Genomic DNA, 18,051 nt, shown 5'->3' on the forward strand with positions numbered 1-18,051 from the left:
CCCCTCATTTTAACCCCGGCCGGCGCCGACTTGCCCCCCCCCGTTTCGTTTGGCGGTCGCGCATCGGCGCCCTGACGGTAGCGCCGGGCCATGCCCGGCGAGCGCAGCGGCCATCGGACCCGGCGCATGAACCGGCAGCAACGGGCCGGCCGTCCTCGACCCGCCGCACACGGTGCCGGGTCTACCCTTGGGGCTTCCGTTCTCGCAGGAGCACCCATGCGGGCCCCGCGCATCCGTTTTCCCCTGCTGGCCATGGCTGGCACCCTGGCTCTGGCCGGCTGTGGCGGCCGAGCCGCCGACAACGCGCTGCTGCGCGAATCCTTCGATTCGGGCGATACCTTCTCGCGCACCGTCGATGGCCGCCCGGCCGAAGCCTGCGAAGCCGCCCGCCGTACCCTGCTCAGCCAGGGCTATGCGATTGCCCGCGCCGACGATGGCCAGGTGGAAGGCAACAAGAACTTCCAGCCGCGCGAAGACGACCACGAGCAGCTGGTGCTGCGCATTTCCTGCGCCCCGCGCGGCGCCGACCAGGCGCTGGTGTTCGTCAGCGCGGTGCAGGACCGCTACGCACTGAAGAAGAGCCCGACCTCGGCCAGCGTGGGCGTGGGCGCGCTGGGCTCGGTGTCGCTGCCGTTCGGCAGCAACGACGATTCGCTGGTGAAAGTGGCCAGCAGCACCATTACTGATGCCGATTTCTACCGGCGCTTCTTCCAGCGCCTGCAGCAGTATCTGCCGGCGGCCGCGGCCAAGCCTGCGCCACCGGCGGCCAGCGCGCCGCAGCCGACACCCTTGCCAACCGCGCCGTTGCCCAGCGAGCCTGCGCCCCCCGAACCCACTCCGGCCGACGTGCCGGCCCCGGCGGCGGCGCAGGGCTGAACGTGCGGGGGCGGGCGCTGCTGCTGGGCCTGCTGCTGGCCGGTCCGCTGGGCAGCCACGCGGCGCCCGCGGTGGACTGCACGCAGGGGCTGCTGCAACGGCTGGGCTGGCGCTTTGAAACCAGCGCGCTGCCGGCGCCCGACATCCACGGCGGCCCGGTGTGCCAGCGTGCATCGCTGGCCGATGCGCAGGCCGCCGGTGATCTGCGCGTGCGCTGGCCGGCGGATCTGCCCGACAGCGTGCGGCAGGCGCTGCTGCAGCAGTTGCTGGACAACCCCGCCACGGTCTGCGCGTACAGCTTCCTGCTGGGCGCGGCCACGCGCAGCGCCACCCAGGCACTGCAGGACAACCCCGGTTTCCGGTTTTCCGGCCTGCAACTGGGCTGGATCGGCTTCGGCGCAGGCGGTGCTGCGGCGCAGGGCTGGCAACGCACGCGCAGCTTCGGTCGCGGCTACGTGCCCCAGGGCAGCAACAGCGCAGCGCTGCAGGCGTTCCAGAGCGGCCGCGTGCGCGCCGAATGCGGGGTGGGCCGGCAGGTGGCGCAGCTGGCCAGCCAGCGCGCGCTGTATGGCGATGCGGCCTTCGATGCGGAGTTCAGCCGGGCCGAGCTGTCGATCGGCACCTTCCTCGGCCTGCACGCCACCGACAGCATCCTGCTGGGCGCACACGCCGGCGACTTCGTGGCTGACGGCAAGGCGGTGCGCGCGTCGGCGCAGGGGCGGCAGGCGTTCGTGGGCCTGCCCGGCTTCATTGAACACGTGGGCGACAAGGCGCTGCTGGACGATCTGAACAACCAGGCCGAGAACTTCGTGGTGGTGGATGTGGGCGCCGACGCCGCGCAGGCGCTGGCCGCGCACGCCGGGTTTGCCTGGTACGACCAGCGCAATGCGCAGCTGTGGCGGTTGGCGCAGGGCATTCCGCGGGTCGGCCGGCGCTACTTCGAGCGGCTGCTGTACGAACGCGATCCGGCGCTGCGGGCGCAGCTGGCACCGCGCTACCGTGCCACCCTGGAACGCATGGACCAGTTGCTGGACGATCCGTTCTACCAGCAGTTCGTGATCTATGTGCACCCACGCGGTATACGTCCCATCGGCTACCACATCGTGCGCCTGCTCGACCGGAACCCGCGTACCGCGTTTTCCATCGACCTGGCGTTGCACAATCTGCATACCACGCTCTACCGGCGTTGGCGCCAGGCGCAACTGCGTGCCTGCGCGACGACCGGCCGGCCAGGCAGCCTGACTTCCGACAACAACTGAAGGTGAAACAATGGATATTGCAATGATCGGCCTGGGCCGCATGGGCGCCAACATGGCCCAGCGCCTGCATCGCGGCGGCCACCGCGTGGTGGGTTACGACCCCGGCGAAGGCGCGCGCCAGCGTGCGGCCGAGGCCGGCCTGCAGGTGGTCGATTCGCTGGCCGCTGCAGTGGCCGCGCTGCCGGTGCCGCGCGTGGTGTGGCTGATGGTGCCGGCCGGTGAAACCGTGGACCAGACGCTGGGCCAGCTGACCCCGCACCTGGCCGAGGGCGATATCGTGATTGACGGTGGTAATTCCAATTACCAGGACTCGATGCGCCGCGCCATGGCGCTGGCCGAGGACGATCTGGGCTACGTGGACTGCGGCACCAGCGGTGGCGTGTGGGGCCTGCAGGAAGGCTACAGCCTGATGGTGGGCGGCGATGAAGCGGTGGTCGAGCAGATCGCGCCGCTGCTGCGCACGCTGGCGCCGGCCGAAGACCGTGGCTGGGGCCGTGTCGGCCCGTCCGGTGCGGGCCACTTCACCAAGATGGTCCACAACGGCATCGAGTACGGAATGATGCAGGCCTATGCCGAAGGCTTCGCGCTGATGGAGCGCAAGGACGAGCTGCAGCTGGACCTGGCCCAGGTGGCCGAAGTCTGGCGCCACGGCAGCGTGGTGCGTTCGTGGCTGCTGGACCTGAGCACCGAAGCGCTGAAGCGCAATCCGTCGCTGGATGGCATTGCCCCGTACGTGGAAGATTCCGGCGAAGGCCGCTGGACGGTGGCCGAGGCCATTGCCCTGGATGTGCCGGCGCCGGTGATCACCCTGTCGCTGCTGGAACGCCTGCGCTCGCGCGAATCCAACTCGTTCACCGACCGTTTGCTGTCGGCCATGCGCAACGAGTTCGGCGGCCACGCCATCAAGAAGTCGTAAGCAACCGGGGGCGGAGCCCTTTCCGCAGGAAAGGGGTCCGACCCCATGGCGCCCAAGAGCGTGTTCCGATTGTTTCCACGTCATCCACGCATGGCGTGGATCTACTGGCAGATCGGTGGGAAGTGTCGAAGGCGGGGTGGGTCCGGTTGAGGGGGTGTCCGCGGCATGGGCCCGAGGCATGCCTCGGGCGGGTTGGGCAGGACGCCCAACCCCGGTCTTGCCGTGTGCGCAGGAAAGCGCACACGAGCAAGCCGCGGCCAAGCCTACAGGGACGTACTTGCGGCGTCCCTCGCAACCGGACCCACCCCGCCATCCCGGAATGCCCGCTTTTGACGTTGAAGTTGAAGTTGCCGTTGCATTGAGCGGGTGCAGGGCGCGGCCCTGCCGGTCACCCCAGTTCGATCCGCCGCCCTTGCTGGGCGCTGTCCATGCCCGCCTGCAGCAACTGCATCACCTGCAGCGCCTGCGCCAGGCTGACCGTCGGCTCACCGTCGCCATGCAGCGCGGCGGCGAACTGCGCGTACAGGTGCCGATAATCACCTGGCACGTTGTCCACGGTGCTGCGCTGCACGCTGTCGTCGGCCTCGCAGCGCAGCAGTTCGCCATGCCGTGGGTCGATGCCCCAGCCCGGCGCGCCCGGCGCCACGCCACGGCGCAACTGCGCTTCCTGCACATCCAGACCGTATTTCACCCAGCTCGCCAATTCACCGTGCACGGCGAAACGCGGCGTCGGTGCGGCCACCAGCGAACCGGCATGCACGATGGCCCGATGGCGCGGGTAGTGCAGCACCGCGTGGAAATAATCCACGCCACTGCCGCCGCTGCGTTGCACGGCCAGGTCGGCATCGATTGCCTGCGGCCAGCCGAACAGCACCAGCATCTGGTCCAGCAGGTGCGGCCCCAGGTCGTACCACAGGCCGCTGCCGGGCCCATCCTGCTCGCGCCAGCGATCGCGCACCTGCGGCCGGTAGCGGTCGAAGTGCGCATGGCATTCGGCCACCTCGCCCAGCACGCCCTGCGCCAGCAGTGCCTGCAGGGTGAGGAAGTCGGCATCGAAGCGCCGATTCTGGAACACGCTGACGATGCGCCCGGCATCGCGGGCCGCGGCTGCCACCGCGTTGGCTTCGGCCATGTCCAGCGCGAAGGGCTTGTCCACCAGTACGTGCTTGCCTGCCGCCAGCGCGGCCAGCGCCAGCGGTGCATGCTGCGCGTTCGGGGTCGCGATCACCACCGCATCCACGGCGGGGTCATCGAACACCTGTTGCGGCGTGTCGCGCACGTGCACATCGCTGAAGCTGCGCAGCAGCGTGTCGCGCTGCGAACTGACGATGCTGTGCAGGGCCAGGCCGGGCGTGTGCTGGATCAGCGGTGCATGGAACACACGGCCGGCCAGGCCGTAGCCGATCAGGGCCAGTTGCAGATCGGGGCGCATGGCAGGGCTCCGTGGGGGCGGGAAGGGCAGGGTAAACGAGCACGCGCGCTGCGCAAAACTGAACGGTTTGCCGTGCAAGTACGCTGATTCACGGCGGCATGACCGTGGCGCCACGCCTGCCATACATGCCGGTGCGCACACTGGCGCCACACACAGAAGGAGCACCGCACGATGAGCACCCTGACCCGCACGATGATTGCTTCGGCCCTCACCCTGGGCTTGGCCCTGTCCTCCTCTGCTGCATTTGCCAAGGATCCGGCCGCCAAGAGCCCGCCGAAGGCCGACCATTCGGCGATGACCCATGCAGATCGCCACGATTCCAACGAGCCGGTGACCGACAGCTGGATCACTACCAAGGTGAAGGCGGACCTGCTGGCCAGCAGCAATGTGCCGGGCACCGAAGTGAAGGTGGAAACGGTGAACGGCGTGGTCAGCCTGAGCGGCACGGTGGCCACCCAGGCCGAGCATGACAAGGCGGTGACCACGGCCAAGGGCATCAAGGGCGTGACCCGCGTGGATGCGGCGGCGCTGAAGGTGAATGCCGCCGCCAAGCGCTGAGGCCAGCGCCACACGCTGCAATACGACGGGGGCGTCCAACGGGCGCCCCCGTTTTTGCCACGCCCGGGAAACCGCGTGACCGTCTGCGCTATATTGCCGGTTCCGCTGCGGTGCTGACGAGGGACTATGGCGCTGGTGTTCAGTGATGATGTCTGGGACCGCTGGCGATTGCCGGCCTTGGCCCTGGCGGCGGCCGCGATCATCGTGGTGCCGTGGCTGACCCTGCGCAAACTGCAGCAGGACAACGAGGCGGCGATGGCCTGGGTGACCCATACCCAGTCTGTGGGCGTGGCCCTGCAGCAGCTGCAGGCCGACGTGCGCGATGTGGAATCGGCGGCGCTGACCCTGTCCAAGGGGGTGGATGCGCCGGGCCTGCGCGAGCGCATGGCCAAGGCGCAGGACATTCCCGGTCGCCTGGCCGGACTGGGCCGCCTGACCCGCGACAACCCCGAACAGCTGATCCGTATTGGTCGCATCGAAGCGATGCTGGACGGGCGCATGGCGCTGGCGCGCGAACTGGCCCGTGCCGAGCCCAATACCGACCAGCGCGAGCTGGTGCAGGACCTGAGCACCCGCTATCCGATCCGTGGCCTGGTGGAAGAGCTGCAGGCCAACGAGCAGAGACTGCTGGCCCAGCGCGCCGAGCAGGCCAGCCGCCAGCGCCGCCAGACCGAGTTCATTTCGTGGAGTTCGCTGGTGGTGCAGTTGGGCCTGCTGGGCCTGGTGCTGTGGCTGCTGCAACGGCAGATCGGGCGCCGCCTGCAGGCCGAGCGGCAGTCGCTGCGTGCAGCCGGTCGCGCCGCGTCGGTGCTGCAGACCGTGCGTGAACCGATCGTGCTGCTGGACCGCGAACTGCGCGTGCAGCTGCACAACCCGGCCTTTTCCGAGCTGTACGACCTGCAGGATGAACGTGCCGACGGCATGCTGCTGGGTGATGTCGGCGACGGTGCGTGGAAGGACCCGGTGGTGCGCCAGCGCTTGGCCGACGTGCTGCTGCGCGGCCGCGAGCTGTGGGATTTCGAACACGAACAGCGCACCGCCGATGGCATGGTGCGCTACATGCTGTTGAACGCACGGCGCATGCCGCTGCCCGACAGCGACGATGAAGTGGTGCTGCTGACCATCAGCGATGTGACCGTGCAACGTGCCGTGCAGTGGCGCGTGGAAGAACTGAACCGCCAGCTGGAAGGCAAGGTCGCGCAGGTGTCCGAGGTCAACCGCGAACTGGAAGCCTTCAGCTATTCGGTCTCGCACGATCTGCGCGCGCCGCTGCGCCACGTCGCCGGTTTCTCGGACAAACTGACGCGCCACCTGGGTGACGACGCGGACGAGAAGAGCCGCCACTACCTGGAAGTCATTTCCAGTTCGGCGCGGCGCATGGCCGCATTGATCGACGATCTGCTGGTCTACTCGCGGCTGGGCCGCGCGGCCATGCGCCAGCAGGCCGTGGACATGCAGTCGCTGGTGGCCGACACCCGCGCCATGCTCGATGCCAACCTGAAGACCGATGCCGAAGCCGGCGCGCCCGCGCACAGCGTGGAGTGGTCCATTGCACCGCTGCCGATCGTGGTGGCCGATGAAAACATGATGCGCCAGGTGTGGCTGAACCTGCTGGGCAACGCGGTGAAGTATTCAGGTAACCGTGATCCAGCGAAGATCCGCGTGGACCACCAGGCGCAGCCCGATGGCGGTCATCAGTTCACAGTCAGCGACAATGGTGCAGGCTTCGACATGGCCTACGCCGCCAAGCTGTTCGGGGTGTTCCAGCGCCTGCACAAGGCCAGCGACTACCCCGGTACCGGTATCGGCCTGGCCAGCGTGCGCCGCGTGCTGACCCGCCATGGTGGCCGTATCTGGGCCGAAGCCGAGCCGGATGCCGGCGCCACCTTCCACTTCTACCTGCCTCCCGCGCTGGACGCGGTCAACCAAGGTCCTTCCGCATGACGACTCTGCGTACCATCCTGCTGGCCGAAGACAGCCCGGCCGACGCTGAAATGGCCATCGACGCGCTGCAGGAAGCGCGCCTGGCCAACCCCATCGTGCACGTGGAAGACGGCGTGGAAGTGATGGATTACCTGCTGCGCCGCGGTGCCTTCGCCGATCGCGAGGAGGGCCTGCCGGCGGTGCTGCTGCTGGACATCAAGATGCCGCGCATGGATGGCCTGGAAGTGCTGCGGCAGATCCGCGAACACGAAGAACTCAAGCGCCTGCCAGTGGTCATCCTGTCCTCCTCGCGCGAGGAAAGCGATCTGGCGCGCAGCTGGGACATGGGCGTGAATGCCTACGTGGTCAAGCCGGTGGACGTGGACCAGTTCTTCGGTGCCGTGCAGACCCTGGGCAAGTTCTGGGCGCTGATCAACCAGGCGCCGGAGCGCGAGTAAACCCATGGTCCTGACCGCCCACGCGCTCGGCCCGCTGCGCATCCTGCTGGTGGAAGATTCGCCGGAAGATGCCGAGCTGATGTCCGAACAGATTCTGGACGCAGGCCTGGAGGCCCGCTTCGAACGCGTGGAAAGCGCGGGCGAGCTGCGCCAGGCGCTGGCCGGTTTCCTGCCTGACATCGTGCTGTCCGACCTGAGCATGCCGGGCTTTTCCGGTGATGAAGCGCTGCGCATCGTGCGCGAGAGCGCGCCGGATGTGCCCTTCATCTTCGTCTCGGGCACGATGGGCGAAGACAACGCAGTGGAAGCGCTGCAGAAGGGCGCCAACGATTACATCATCAAGCATCAGCCGGCGCGCCTGCCGTCGGCGGTGGCGCGTGCGGTACGCGAGGCACGCAGCGCGGTGGAACGCATGCGCGTGGAAACCGAACTGATGCGCGCGCAGCGCTTGGAAAGCCTGTCGCTGCTGGCGGCGGGGTTGAGCCACGACCTGCGCAACATCCTGCAGCCCTTGCTGATCATGCCGGACCTGTTGAAGGCGCGTACCCAGGACCCGCAACTGCACCACCTGGCTGATGTGATTGCCGAATGCGGGCGCCGCGGCCATGAGATGGCCGAATCGATGCTGTCGTTCGTGCGCGGCTCGCGCAAGCCCAGCGAACACATCCGCATCGATGACCTGTTCCAGGCGGTGGCGCTGTTGTTGCGCAGCAGTGTGCCCGATGCGGTCACCCTGGATGTACAGGTGCAGGACGAAGGCCTGGCCGTGGACGCCAATTCCACCGAGCTGCAGCAGGTGCTGTTGAACCTGGCGTTGAATGCGATCCAGGCGATGCCCGATGGCGGCCGCCTGAGCCTGGTGGCGCGCCACGATGGCCAGCGCGAGGGCGTGGACTGGATGCGCATTGCCGTGGCCGACGAAGGCATCGGCATGGACGCAGATACGCTGTCGCACCTGTTCAATCCCTTCTTCACCACCAAGGCCGAGGGCACCGGGCTGGGCCTGATGTCGTGCAAGCGCATCGTCGAAGGCGCCGGCGGCAGCATCCAGGTCAGCAGCCAGCCGGGGCACGGCAGCTGTTTCGAGCTGCACCTGCCCATGCACGACCGCGCCGACCGCAGCGAGCCGGTGGAACAGCTGGTGGCGCTGGGCAGTGGCCAATCGATCCTGGTGGTGGATGGAGAAGCCACGCGGCTGTCGCTGCTCGGCAATGCGCTGTCCAGCCAGGGCTACCAGTTGCAGCTGGCCTCGGACGGCCCGGCGGCGCTGCGCTGGATGCAGCAGGAGGCGATGCCGGCGCTGGTGATTGCCGATGCGGGATCGCGGTTGTTGCCGGCCAGCCAGTTGCTGGGCGAAATGGCGGCGTTGGGTTATCGCGGCCCGGCGCTGGTGCTGGAAGAGGCGCAGGTGGACATGCCCGCCGACGATATTCCGGACGGCATCCAGGTGCACGTGCTGCGCAAGCCGCTGCAGATGCAGCAGGTGTTCCGCGCCGTGGCCGAAGCATTGGCCTGAGCGCAGGCCGCCGGGCATGACCCGGCGCTACCCCGCTTCGTCGCGCGAGGTTTCCCACGGGAACCTGGGCAGGCTTTCCACCGCCTGTTCCAGCCGCCGCGACCAGTTCTGGTGGATGTCGGCGTACAGCGCCGAATCGGCCCCCAGCCGCAGCTGCTGGCCGACCCGCAGCTCGCCATCGCGGATCAGCGCCAGATCGATCGGCAGGCCCACCGACAGGTTCGAACGGATGGTGGAATCGAGAGAGACGATGGCCGTGCGCGCGGCATCGCCCAGGCGCGTGGCGGGGCTGAGGATGCGGTCCAGGATCGGTTTGCCGTATTTCGATTCGCCGATCTGCAGGTACGGCGTTTCCGGTGAGGCGGCAATGGCGTTGCCCAGCGGGTACACCATGTACAGGCCGGGCCGCTCGCCGGCCACTTGGCCGCCGAAGATCAGCGTGGCCTGGGTGTTCACCCCGTCGTGGCCGTGTTCGCTGTGCTTGCACTTCACCTGGCTGTCCACCAGCAGCTGGCCCACGTAGGCCGCGGCCTCGAACAGGTGGGGCATGTCGCGCAGGTTCGGCGTGCGCCGTTCGGCGGCATCGCGGGTCAGGCGCGAGACCAGCAGCTGGGTGGTGGCCAGGTTGCCGGCGGCCATCAGCACGAAGGCGGCCTCGCCGGGGTAGTCGAACACGTGCAGCTTGCGGTGCACGCGCACGTCGTCCAGCGAGGCATTGGTGCGGGTGTCGGCGGCGAAGACCAGGCCTTCATCCACCTCGATTCCAACGCAATAGGTCATGTCGGTGCCCTATCATGTGCGTCCCGGAGTGTAGGCAGGCCGCCGTGATGACGGCATGCCCACGTCCCCCCAGAACGCCGCCACCGGAATCGCATGACTACCGTGCTCCTGAGCCTGGGCAGCAACGTCCAGCCCCGCCGCTACCTCCACGCCGCGGTGGCGGCCCTGCGCGAGCGTTTCGGCGCCGTGCGGGTGTCGCCGGCCTACCAGACCGCCGCCGTCGGCTTCGAAGGCCCGGCCTTCCTCAACAACGCCGTGGCGATCGAGACCGACCTGCCGCTGCAGGAACTGGACGACTGGCTGCATGCGCTGGAAGACGCGCATGGGCGCGATCGCAGCGGGCCGCGTTTTTCCGACCGTACGCTGGACATCGACGTGGTGTTCTACGGCGATCTGATCGTGGAAGGCCCCGGCCACCTGCGCATTCCGCGCCCGGAACTGAAGCACGCCTTCGTGCTGAAGCCGTTGGCCGATATCGCCGCGGATTTCATCGACCCGGTCAGTGGCCAGGACCTGGCCACGCTATGGCGGGCGCACCGGCAGCATGGCGAGGCGTTCGAGGTGGTCGATCTCGCGTAATGGCGTTCCCGCTGCGCTCGCCGGGGCGGGGCCCCCCCGGCCCCCCCCCAGTGGGGGACAAGAGCGGCCGGGGCGGCCGCCGCGGCCGCGCCCCCCCCCCCCCGGGGCCCGCCGGCGCCCCCCCCCGGCGGAACGCTCAACTGACGGTGCGGCCGCCATCCACGCGTAGCGTGTGGCCGGTCACGAACTGCGCATCGGCCACCAGCCAATAGACGGCCTCGGCAATCTCTTCCACGGTGCCGATGCGCGCCAGCGGCGTGCGCGCCAGCAGCGCTTCGCGGGCGAAATCGTCCTTGCCTTGTTCCGGCCACAGGATCGCGCCGGGGGCGACCGCGTTCACCCGCACCTTCGGGGCCAGCTCCAGCGCCAGCGAACGGGTGGCCATTTCCAGCGCGGCCTTGGCCATCGTGTAGGCCACGTGGTCGCGCATCGGATCGGTGCCGTGCAGGTCGGTCAGGTTCACGATGCTGCCGTGCTGGCGGCGCAGGTGCGGGGCGGCCGCCTGGGCCAGCAGCAGCGGCGCGCGCGCGTTCACCGCATACAGTTCGTCCATGGCCTCGGCGGTGACCTGGCCCAGCGGGGTGGCGAAGAAGTTGGAGGCATTGTTGACCAGCGCATCCAGGCGGCCGAAGTGGGCCACCGCCTGGTCCACCAGGTCGGGCAGGGCGGCGGCGTCACGCAGGTCGGCCTGCAGGGCCAGCACGCTGCCGGGGCGGACGTTCTCCAGATCGAAGGCGGCCTGCTGCAGTTCGGCGCTGGATGTATGCGCGTGCAGCACCACCGACCAGCCACAGGCGTGGAACTGGCGGGCAATGGCCGCGCCGATCCGGCGTGCGCTGCCGGTGATCAGGGCCACGGGGGCGGTGTCGCTCATGAGGGTCCTCCAAGGCTCGGCTATCCTGTGCACCATTGTCACCGCATTCGAAGACGCCATGCAGCCCACCTTCCCCCTGCCCGAAGCCGATGCCCTGGCCCACAGCGACCAGCTGGCCGCCGCCCTGCGCGCTGAAATCCTTGCGCAGGGTGGGGCGATGCCGTTCTCCCGCTTCATGGAGCTGTGCCTGTACGCGCCGGGCTGGGGCTATTACAGCGCCGGTGCCAGCAAGTTCGGCGGCAGTGGCGATTTCACTACCGCGCCGGAACTGGGCGGCCTGTTCGCCGGCAGCGTGGCCAACGCGCTGGCGCCGGTGTTCGGCCAGCTGGGCGCGCACGCCCGCCTGCTGGAACTGGGCGGCGGCACCGGTGCATTCGCCGAAGCCGTGCTGCTGCGCTTGGCCGAGCTGGACGCCCTGCCGGCGCGCTACGCGATCCTGGAACCCAGTGCCGACCTGCGCCAGCGCCAGCAGCAGCGCCTGCAGCAGAACCTGCCGGCCGAGCTGGCCGCGCGTGTGGAGTGGGTGGACCGCCCGTTCGACGATGACTGGGAAGGCGTGGTGTTCGCCAACGAGGTGATCGACGCGCTGCCCACGCCTCGCTTCCTGGTAAAGGACGGCGAGGTCTATGAGGAAACCGTGGAGCTGGATGGCCAGGGCAACTTCATGCGTGGCGCACAGCCGGCCGATGTGCTGCTGAACGGCGCGGTGCGCCATATCGAGCGCTATCTGGAAAAACCCTTCGCCGAGGGCTATCGCTCCGAGGTGCTGCCGCAGCTGCCGTACTGGCTGCAGGCGGTGGCCGGGGGCCTGCAGCGCGGTGCGATGCTGTTCGTCGATTACGGCTACAGCCGCGCCGAGTTCTACCAGCACGACCGCGATGACGGCACGGTGCGCGCGTTCTACCGCCACCACGTGCACAACGAGGTGTACCGCTGGCCGGGCCTGCAGGACATCACCGCGTCGGTGGATTTCACCGCGATGGCCGAGGCCGGCCTGCACGCCGGCTTCGATCTGGCCGGGTACTGCAGCCAGGCCAGCTTCCTGCTGGGCAACGGCCTGGACCAGGTGCTGGTACTGGCCGAAGAGCGCACCGATGAGGTGGGCCGCATCCAGCTGCGCGACCAGGTGAAGAAGCTGACCCTGCCGACCGAGATGGGCGAGCGCTTCCAGGTGATCGGCCTGCAGCGCGATGTGGATTTCGAGCCAGCCTTCGAACTGGGTGACCTGAGCTGGCGCCTGTGAGTGCGGCGCTGCCGCTGCTCAAGCCGCTGCGCCGGCGGCGGCTGTGGGCGGCGCTGTGGGCGCTGGCGGTGCTGGTGGTGATCGTGGTCTGCCTGATCCCACCGCCGCCGCTGGACTTGCCGAAGAACAGCGACAAGGTCGAGCATGTCCTGGCCTATTTCATCCTGGCCGGCAGCGCCGTGCAGTTGTTCCGCCGTGGCCGCCCACTGCTGTGGGCGGGTGTGGGCCTGGTGCTGATGGGCGTGTGCATCGAGTTCGCGCAGGGCGCGCTGACCAGCAACCGCAGTGCCGACGCGATGGATGCCATCGCCAACACGATCGGCGTGCTGGCGGGCATGGGCACCACGTTCACCCCGCTGCGCGACCTGCTGCTGCGCTGGCGCGGGTGAGGGCTCCGATCGGGGTCAGAGCCCTTTCCTGCGGAAAGGGATCCGACCCCAGGACCGGGGGCGCTTACCGCAGCGTGGCTTCGTCCAGCACCCACATCGCCGGGCGGGTGTCGCCGGTGAAGTTGATGCACAGATCATCGGTACCGGTCAGGCCGGCCGGCAGTGTGGCGTGCAGGGTCACGAAGCCATCGGCATCGGGCTTTTCCGGCAGCGGCACTTCGGCCAGCACCGGGCCGCTGCAGTCGCCGCGGCGGATGCGCATCTCACCGTTCGCGCGCGTGGCCTTTTCGAACTTGCGCGCCGGTTCGTCGTGGGCCAGCTGGAAGTAGTACGGAATGCGCCCAGCACGCACGTCGATGCGGCTGATACCGGCCAGCTGTGCATCGGCCCAGCGCCAGCACGGCTGGAAGATATCCACGTTGAACACGGCACGCGCGCCTTCGCGCGGGCCGTCATCTTCCAGGCGCAGCACCAGGCCCTTTTCGCCCACGCAGCTGAGCAGCTGCTGGCTGCGGCGACTCAACAGCGACTGCGCGCTGTAGTCCACCACGGTGGGCGCAGCGGCCAGCATCTGGCCCTGGTAGAACGCGGCCGCCTGCACGGTGGCCGGCAGCGTTTCGGTCAGCGGCGTGGTGTACAGCGGCGACTGCGCGGTGACCGGCTTGCCATCGGTGCGGTAACGCACCTCGTAGCCCAGCGGGTTGGACAGCGACACCGTTACCGTGTTGGCGGCGCGGTTGTCGGTCTGGCCCACGGCCACCTGGAACGGCGTCTGGGCGTAGGCCAGGCCCCAGGCACGGTAGCGCTGCAGCTGCGCCGGCAGGCGGGCCAGGAAATCGCGGAAATCACGCTGCGCGACCGGGCTCCAGCCGGTTTCGGCCACCGCTGCCAGGCGCGGGAACAGGTTGTGCTGCAGGCGCGCGTAGCTGCGCGTGTGCTCGGTGAACATGTTCGCCTGCAGGCCCAGGATATGCCCGCGCTTGTCGGCGGCCAGTTCGGCCGGCACCGGCTCGAAGGCGTACAGCTTGGCCAGGTTCACCTGCGCCGGGCGGCCCGGCGGTTCGTTCGGCGAAGCGGTCTGCAGGTAATCCAGGTACAGGTGCGTGACCGGCGACATGATCACGTCGTGGCCGGCGCTGGCCGCGGCCAGGCCGCCTTCGGTACCGCGCCAGGACATCACCGTGGCCTGCGGCGGCAGCCCGCCTTCCAGGATCTCGTCCCAACCGATCAGGCGGCGGTCGTGGTCTTCCAGGAAGGTTTCCAGGCGCTTGATGATGTGGCTCTGCATGGCCATCTCATCCTTGATGCCCAGCTGGCGCATGCGCTGCTGCACGCGCGCCGAGGCGATCCACTGGTCTTTCACTGCTTCGTCGCCACCCACGTGCACGTAGCGCGCGGGGAACAGCGCGATCACTTCTTCCAGCACGTTTTCCAGGAACTGCACCGTGCTGTCTTCGGTATTGAACAGGTTGGGGAACACGCCCCATTCGCTGATCGGCTGCAGCGGGGTGCTGATCGAGCCCAGTTCGGGATAGGCGGCAATGGCGGCGGTGGCGTGGCCGGGCACGTCGATTTCCGGAATCACCTGGATATGCAGCTTGGCCGCATAGGCAATCACTTCGCGGATCTGGTCCTGGGTGTAGTAGCCGCAGTACGGGTACTGCTTGCCGCTGACCGGATCGATGCCGCCATCGCCGGCGGGCAGGCGGCAGCTGCCGACGCTGGTCAGCTTCGGGTAGCGCTTGATTTCCATGCGCCAGCCCTGGTCGTCGGTCAGGTGCCAATGGAAGGTGTTGAGCTTGTGCGCGGCCATCGCATCGAGCACGCGCTTGATATCGTCCAGGCTCTGGAAATGGCGCGCCGAATCGAGCATGAAACCGCGCCAGCTGAAGCGCGGTTCGTCGGAAATGTGCACGGCCGGCAGTACGCCGTTGCTGCCGCCGGTGGCCAGCTGGGCCAGGGTGGTGGCGCCGTAGAACAGGCCGGTTTCGTTGCCGGCCTGCACCCGCACGCCCTGTGCGTCGCTTTCCAGCGTGTAGCTTTCGCCGCTGTCGCGGAAGGTCGGCACGATCTGGAACTGGACGCTGCCCGTGTTCGCCACTGCGCCCTCACGCGCTGCGGCCAGGCGCGGGCCACCGCTGCGCGCCAGCAGGTCGGCAAACTGCGCGGCCACGCGCTGTGCGGCTTCGCCGTCGGCCAGCAGCGGGGTGTCGGCACGCACGGTGATGCCCGCACCGGTGCCGCGCTGTACCCGCGCCGGGACGGGAATCAGCATCAGGCTGCCGGCACGCAGTTGCGGGCCCGGGCCCGAATCCAGGTCCGGCGCATCGGCGGCTAGCGCCGGCAGGGCCGCGAACAGGGTGCCCAGCAGCAGCGGGGCAAGCGGGGAAAATCGCATCGTGTCACTCCTGTGGTGGGCGGCCTGCAGTGGCCGCCGCGCAGGCGCCTGTGCAGGCGCCCACCGGTATCCCATCGTACGACGGGCCCGGAAGACCGGGCCCGTCGCGCGTGTTGCACTGCGCTGGCTTAGAACTTGAAGTGCACGGTGGCCATGTAGCGGCGGCCACTCTTGTACTTGCCGGCCAGGTGTTCCTTGTCGCCCAGGTACTGGAAGTAGGTCTCGTCCAGCAGGTTCTGCGCGTCGATGTTCAACGACCAGTTGTCGTTGAAGGTGTAGCCGAAGCTGGCACCCAGTTCAGCGTAGTCATCCACGCTGGCCGGGGCCGCACCGGCCACGTAGCCACCGGCCAGGTAGCTGTCGCGCCAGTTGTAGGTCAGGCGGGCATTCACCGGGCCCTTTTCGAAGTACGGGCTGAGCGCGATGGCGTTGCGCGACTGGTAGGGCAGCGGATCGCCGGTGTTGTTCTCACCGTTGGCATAGGTGTAGTTGGCGGTCAGGCCGAAGCCGCTTTCACCGAAGGGCTGCTGCAGGCTGATGTTGAAGCCCTTCACGTGGCCGCTGCCGGCATTGCGCGGGCGCTGGATGCTGTAATCGCAGTAGCCGTCGGCGGTGCAGCCGTTGGTACCGACGATGTTCGCCCAGGTGGCCGGCGAGGTATCGCGGATCGAGTTGTACTGGCGCTCGATGGTGGCCGAGGTGTCGATGTAGTTGTCGATCTTCTTGTAGAACACCGACCAGGCCACCACCGACTGCGGTGCGTAGTAGTACTCGGCCGACGCGTTGAAGTTCCACGACTCGTACGGCGACAGATCGGCGTTGCCGCCCGAGCCGGTCAGGGTGGTGTCGTTCAGGAAGGTGTTGTTGACCATCTGGTTGTACGGCGCCCAGGCGATCACCTTCGCCGCGGCGAAGCGGAACACCCAGTCATTGTCGGTGTCCCAGGCCAGGCTCAGCGACGGCAGCACGAAGTCTTCCTTCTTGGTGCGGGTCTGCCACTTGCTGTCCAGGTCGGTCAGGGTGGGGGTGCCACCGTAGACGAAGCCGCTGCCTTCGGTCTTGGAATCGACGTAGCGCACGCCCAGGTTGCCGCGCAGCGGGCCGTTGGAGAAGTTCAACTGCGCGTAGGCGGCGTTGTTGGTCTGGGTGAGCGCCCAGCTGTTGTTGAGGTAGCTGGCCGGATCGGGGTTGCTGTAGTCGATCGGGCTGTTGCGCACCCAGTTCAGCACGTTGTCACGGCCGGCCTGCACGTGGCGGCCCTGGTCGTCGGTGAAGCCCTGGATATCGGTCAGGCCGATGGTGCCGACGTCGGCCAGGGTGCCCGGGGTCACGCCGCCGTACACGTTCAGGGTGAAGGCTTCATCGTGCTTGCCATGGCGCACGCCGAACTGCAGCTGGTTGAAGATGCTGTCGAACTGCACGTTGAAGTCGAGCTGGGCGTAGGTGTCCTTGCTCTCGGTGGAGAACACGCCGTTGTTGCCGAACCAGCCACCGGCCGAACCCCAGTTGGCCGGATCGCGGGCACCGGCCGGGTCATCGAAGGTGATGCCCTTGTCCATGTTCCAGCTGTAGCCACCGTTGTAGAACGGTTCGATGAAGTACTGCGCCAGGTCCTTGTTTTCCGACTTGCTCTGGCCGACCTGGCCGCTGACGCCCCACGATTCGCTCTTCCACGCGCCGCGCAGGTCCACGCCCTTGGTGGTCACCTCGGACAGGCGCACGTTGTTGTCATAGATCAGCGTGCCGCTGTTGGCGGTGGCGCTGGCATCGGAATGGCCGCTGGTGGCCACGCCGTTGCGCACGGTGCCCAGCTGGTCCACCGCGTTCACGGTGCCCGGGTTCCAGGTCAGGAAGGAGTAGAGCGACTGGTTGTAGTTGTCGAACTTTTCCTTGATGTACAGGCCGCTCAGGTTGAACTCCAGTTCGTCGGTCGGCTTGAACTGCAGGTTGACCACGGCGCTGTCACGCTTGCGTTCCTGCTGGAACCAGGCGGCGTTGAACGAGTTCGGCACGTCCACGTCGGCGGCCACGCCGGTGGCGTTGGCGAAGGTGCTGGCCTTTACGTAGCCGAACACTTCCTTGCCCTGGCGGTCCACCGCTTCTTCATAGTGCTGCGCCGACACGGCCACGCCGAAGGTCTCGGCATCGTTCTTCCAGCTGTACAGCACGGCCGCGTTCGGCTTGCCTTCGCTGGCCTGCTCGCTGTAGCTGTAGCCCACCGAGGCGGCCACTTCGTTCTGCTTCATGTCCAGCGGCTGGCGGGTGTGCATCAGCACGGTGCCGCCCAGGCTGCCTTCGGTCAGGCGTGCTTCGGAGGACTTGATGATTTCAGCGCGGCCCAGGATCTGCGGCGCCAGCAGGGTGTAGTCGAAGCCGCGGTTGGGCTGTTCGCCATACAGCCAGATGGCCTGCGCCACCGGGTGGTTGTCCAGGAAGGACAGGTTGAGGCTGGGGTCGGTGCCGTCGATGCTGACACGTTCGCCCTGGCCGAAGCGGCGGTCCAGGGTGACGCCCGGAATCTGCGAAAGCGCTTCGGCCACGTTGGTGCTGGGAAACTTGCCGATGTCTTCGGCGGTGATCGCTTCAGACACACCGACGTTGTTGCGCTTGGTGTCCAGCGACTTTTCCAGGCTGGCACGGATACCCACCACCTGCACGGTGTCCAGGTCCTGCGGGGTAGTTTGCTGTGCATGCGCCGAGAAGGCGAGGCAGCCGACGATGGCTGCCGAAAGCAGAGTCTTGCGGGTGTTCATGATGTCTCTCCTCATCACTGGGTTGCGGTGTCGGCGGCGTGCGGTAGGTAGGAACGCGCACGGCTGCCTCTGCAGCAACCTGCGCGGTGGTGCGGAT

Annotated in this window: 15 protein-coding genes; 10 read left to right on the forward strand and 5 right to left on the reverse strand. The window is 68.0% G+C overall.

Translation table 11 applies throughout. From position 1 onward, the window contains the following. The first annotated feature begins 216 nt into the window (after positions 1 to 216). From IAE58_RS08065 to gnd, 3 genes are read left to right on the forward strand one after another with little or no spacing between them, the layout of a single operon-like run. Positions 217 to 876, forward strand: coding sequence for a DUF2242 domain-containing protein (locus IAE58_RS08065; RefSeq protein ID WP_199934253.1), 660 nt, complete (start codon positions 217 to 219; stop codon positions 874 to 876). Between the two features lie 2 nt (positions 877 to 878). Next, positions 879 to 2,135: a hypothetical protein gene (locus IAE58_RS08070; RefSeq protein ID WP_199934254.1), complete on the forward strand. Its 1,257-nt coding sequence runs from the start codon at positions 879 to 881 to the stop codon at positions 2,133 to 2,135. Positions 2,136 to 2,145: 10 nt separating this feature from the next. Further along, a complete protein-coding gene (gnd, locus tag IAE58_RS08075) occupies positions 2,146 to 3,051 on the forward strand; it encodes a phosphogluconate dehydrogenase (NAD(+)-dependent, decarboxylating) (RefSeq protein WP_199934255.1) in 906 nt (301 codons plus the stop codon). Positions 3,052 to 3,439: 388 nt separating this feature from the next. On the opposite strand, the gene IAE58_RS08080 is transcribed toward gnd, so the two are convergent. After that, positions 3,440 to 4,483, reverse strand: a complete 1,044-nt coding sequence (locus IAE58_RS08080) for an oxidoreductase (RefSeq protein ID WP_199934256.1) — start codon at positions 4,481 to 4,483, stop codon at positions 3,440 to 3,442. Positions 4,484 to 4,654: 171 nt separating this feature from the next. On the opposite strand from IAE58_RS08080, the gene IAE58_RS08085 reads away from it, so the two are divergent. The 4 genes from IAE58_RS08085 (at position 4,655) to IAE58_RS08100 (ending at position 8,938) form a co-directional block, all read left to right on the forward strand. After that, the gene (locus IAE58_RS08085; RefSeq protein ID WP_108750513.1) at positions 4,655 to 5,041 is read left to right on the forward strand and encodes a BON domain-containing protein; all 387 of its coding nucleotides are present in this window, start codon (positions 4,655 to 4,657) and stop codon (positions 5,039 to 5,041) included. A 126-nt stretch (positions 5,042 to 5,167) separates the two neighbouring features. Further along, the gene (locus IAE58_RS08090; protein ID WP_199934257.1) at positions 5,168 to 6,985 is read left to right on the forward strand and encodes an ATP-binding protein; all 1,818 of its coding nucleotides are present in this window, start codon (positions 5,168 to 5,170) and stop codon (positions 6,983 to 6,985) included. Continuing rightward, positions 6,982 to 7,422, forward strand: a complete 441-nt coding sequence (locus IAE58_RS08095; protein WP_108750515.1) for a response regulator — start codon at positions 6,982 to 6,984, stop codon at positions 7,420 to 7,422. The genes IAE58_RS08090 and IAE58_RS08095 overlap by 4 nt, the downstream gene beginning before the upstream one ends. Before the next feature lie 4 nt (positions 7,423 to 7,426). Then, positions 7,427 to 8,938, forward strand: a complete 1,512-nt coding sequence (locus IAE58_RS08100; RefSeq protein ID WP_199934258.1) for an ATP-binding protein — start codon at positions 7,427 to 7,429, stop codon at positions 8,936 to 8,938. 27 nt (positions 8,939 to 8,965) lie between these two features. Here IAE58_RS08100 and IAE58_RS08105 read toward each other — a convergent pair whose 3' ends face one another. After that, positions 8,966 to 9,718, reverse strand: coding sequence for a 20S proteasome subunit A/B (locus IAE58_RS08105; RefSeq protein ID WP_199934259.1), 753 nt, complete (start codon positions 9,716 to 9,718; stop codon positions 8,966 to 8,968). A 93-nt stretch (positions 9,719 to 9,811) separates the two neighbouring features. Between IAE58_RS08105 and folK the strand changes: the two genes are divergently transcribed. After that, positions 9,812 to 10,297 (forward strand): 2-amino-4-hydroxy-6-hydroxymethyldihydropteridine diphosphokinase, encoded by a 486-nt coding sequence (gene folK / locus IAE58_RS08110; protein ID WP_199934260.1) that lies wholly within the window; start codon positions 9,812 to 9,814, stop codon positions 10,295 to 10,297. Between the two features lie 136 nt (positions 10,298 to 10,433). Here the strand turns inward: folK and IAE58_RS08115 are convergent, their stop codons facing one another. Further along, positions 10,434 to 11,171 carry a pteridine reductase gene (locus IAE58_RS08115; RefSeq protein WP_199934206.1) on the reverse strand — a complete coding sequence of 246 codons (738 nt, stop codon included), beginning with the start codon at positions 11,169 to 11,171 and terminating at the stop codon, positions 10,434 to 10,436. Positions 11,172 to 11,229: 58 nt separating this feature from the next. Here IAE58_RS08115 and IAE58_RS08120 point away from each other — a divergent pair, with 58 nt between their 5' ends. Together IAE58_RS08120 and IAE58_RS08125 are read left to right on the forward strand one after the other, a co-directional pair. Next, the gene (locus tag IAE58_RS08120; protein WP_108762904.1) at positions 11,230 to 12,414 is read left to right on the forward strand and encodes an SAM-dependent methyltransferase; all 1,185 of its coding nucleotides are present in this window, start codon (positions 11,230 to 11,232) and stop codon (positions 12,412 to 12,414) included. Next, positions 12,411 to 12,803, forward strand: coding sequence for a VanZ family protein (locus IAE58_RS08125; protein WP_199934207.1), 393 nt, complete (start codon positions 12,411 to 12,413; stop codon positions 12,801 to 12,803). Before IAE58_RS08120 ends, IAE58_RS08125 begins: the two co-directional genes overlap by 4 nt. Before the next feature lie 64 nt (positions 12,804 to 12,867). On the opposite strand, the gene IAE58_RS08130 is transcribed toward IAE58_RS08125, so the two are convergent. Together IAE58_RS08130 and IAE58_RS08135 are read right to left on the reverse strand one after the other, a co-directional pair. After that, entirely contained in the window at positions 12,868 to 15,201 is a 2,334-nt protein-coding gene (locus IAE58_RS08130) for a family 20 glycosylhydrolase (protein WP_199934208.1), read from the reverse strand. A gap of 128 nt (positions 15,202 to 15,329) precedes the next feature. After that, complete coding sequence (locus IAE58_RS08135; RefSeq protein ID WP_164272043.1) at positions 15,330 to 17,954, reverse strand: TonB-dependent receptor; 2,625 nt, start codon at positions 17,952 to 17,954, stop codon at positions 15,330 to 15,332. Between the last annotated feature and the right edge of the window lie 97 nt (positions 17,955 to 18,051).

It is taken from the genome of Stenotrophomonas sp. S49 (genome assembly GCF_016624905.1).
Lineage (GTDB): Bacteria > Pseudomonadota > Gammaproteobacteria > Xanthomonadales > Xanthomonadaceae > Stenotrophomonas.

Coding starts and splice junctions, on each gene's coding strand:
- IAE58_RS08105 (WP_199934259.1), bottom strand. CDS start 9,718: ATGACCTATTGCGTTGGAATCGAGGTGGATGAAGGCCTGGTCTTCGCC.
- IAE58_RS08085 (WP_108750513.1), top strand. CDS start 4,655: ATGAGCACCCTGACCCGCACGATGATTGCTTCGGCCCTCACCCTGGGC.
- IAE58_RS08120 (WP_108762904.1), top strand. CDS start 11,230: ATGCAGCCCACCTTCCCCCTGCCCGAAGCCGATGCCCTGGCCCACAGC.
- IAE58_RS08100 (WP_199934258.1), top strand. CDS start 7,427: ATGGTCCTGACCGCCCACGCGCTCGGCCCGCTGCGCATCCTGCTGGTG.
- IAE58_RS08115 (WP_199934206.1), bottom strand. CDS start 11,171: ATGAGCGACACCGCCCCCGTGGCCCTGATCACCGGCAGCGCACGCCGG.
- IAE58_RS08080 (WP_199934256.1), bottom strand. CDS start 4,483: ATGCGCCCCGATCTGCAACTGGCCCTGATCGGCTACGGCCTGGCCGGC.
- IAE58_RS08135 (WP_164272043.1), bottom strand. CDS start 17,954: ATGAACACCCGCAAGACTCTGCTTTCGGCAGCCATCGTCGGCTGCCTC.
- gnd (WP_199934255.1), top strand. CDS start 2,146: ATGGATATTGCAATGATCGGCCTGGGCCGCATGGGCGCCAACATGGCC.
- folK (WP_199934260.1), top strand. CDS start 9,812: ATGACTACCGTGCTCCTGAGCCTGGGCAGCAACGTCCAGCCCCGCCGC.
- IAE58_RS08065 (WP_199934253.1), top strand. CDS start 217: ATGCGGGCCCCGCGCATCCGTTTTCCCCTGCTGGCCATGGCTGGCACC.
- IAE58_RS08130 (WP_199934208.1), bottom strand. CDS start 15,201: ATGCGATTTTCCCCGCTTGCCCCGCTGCTGCTGGGCACCCTGTTCGCG.
- IAE58_RS08090 (WP_199934257.1), top strand. CDS start 5,168: ATGGCGCTGGTGTTCAGTGATGATGTCTGGGACCGCTGGCGATTGCCG.
- IAE58_RS08095 (WP_108750515.1), top strand. CDS start 6,982: ATGACGACTCTGCGTACCATCCTGCTGGCCGAAGACAGCCCGGCCGAC.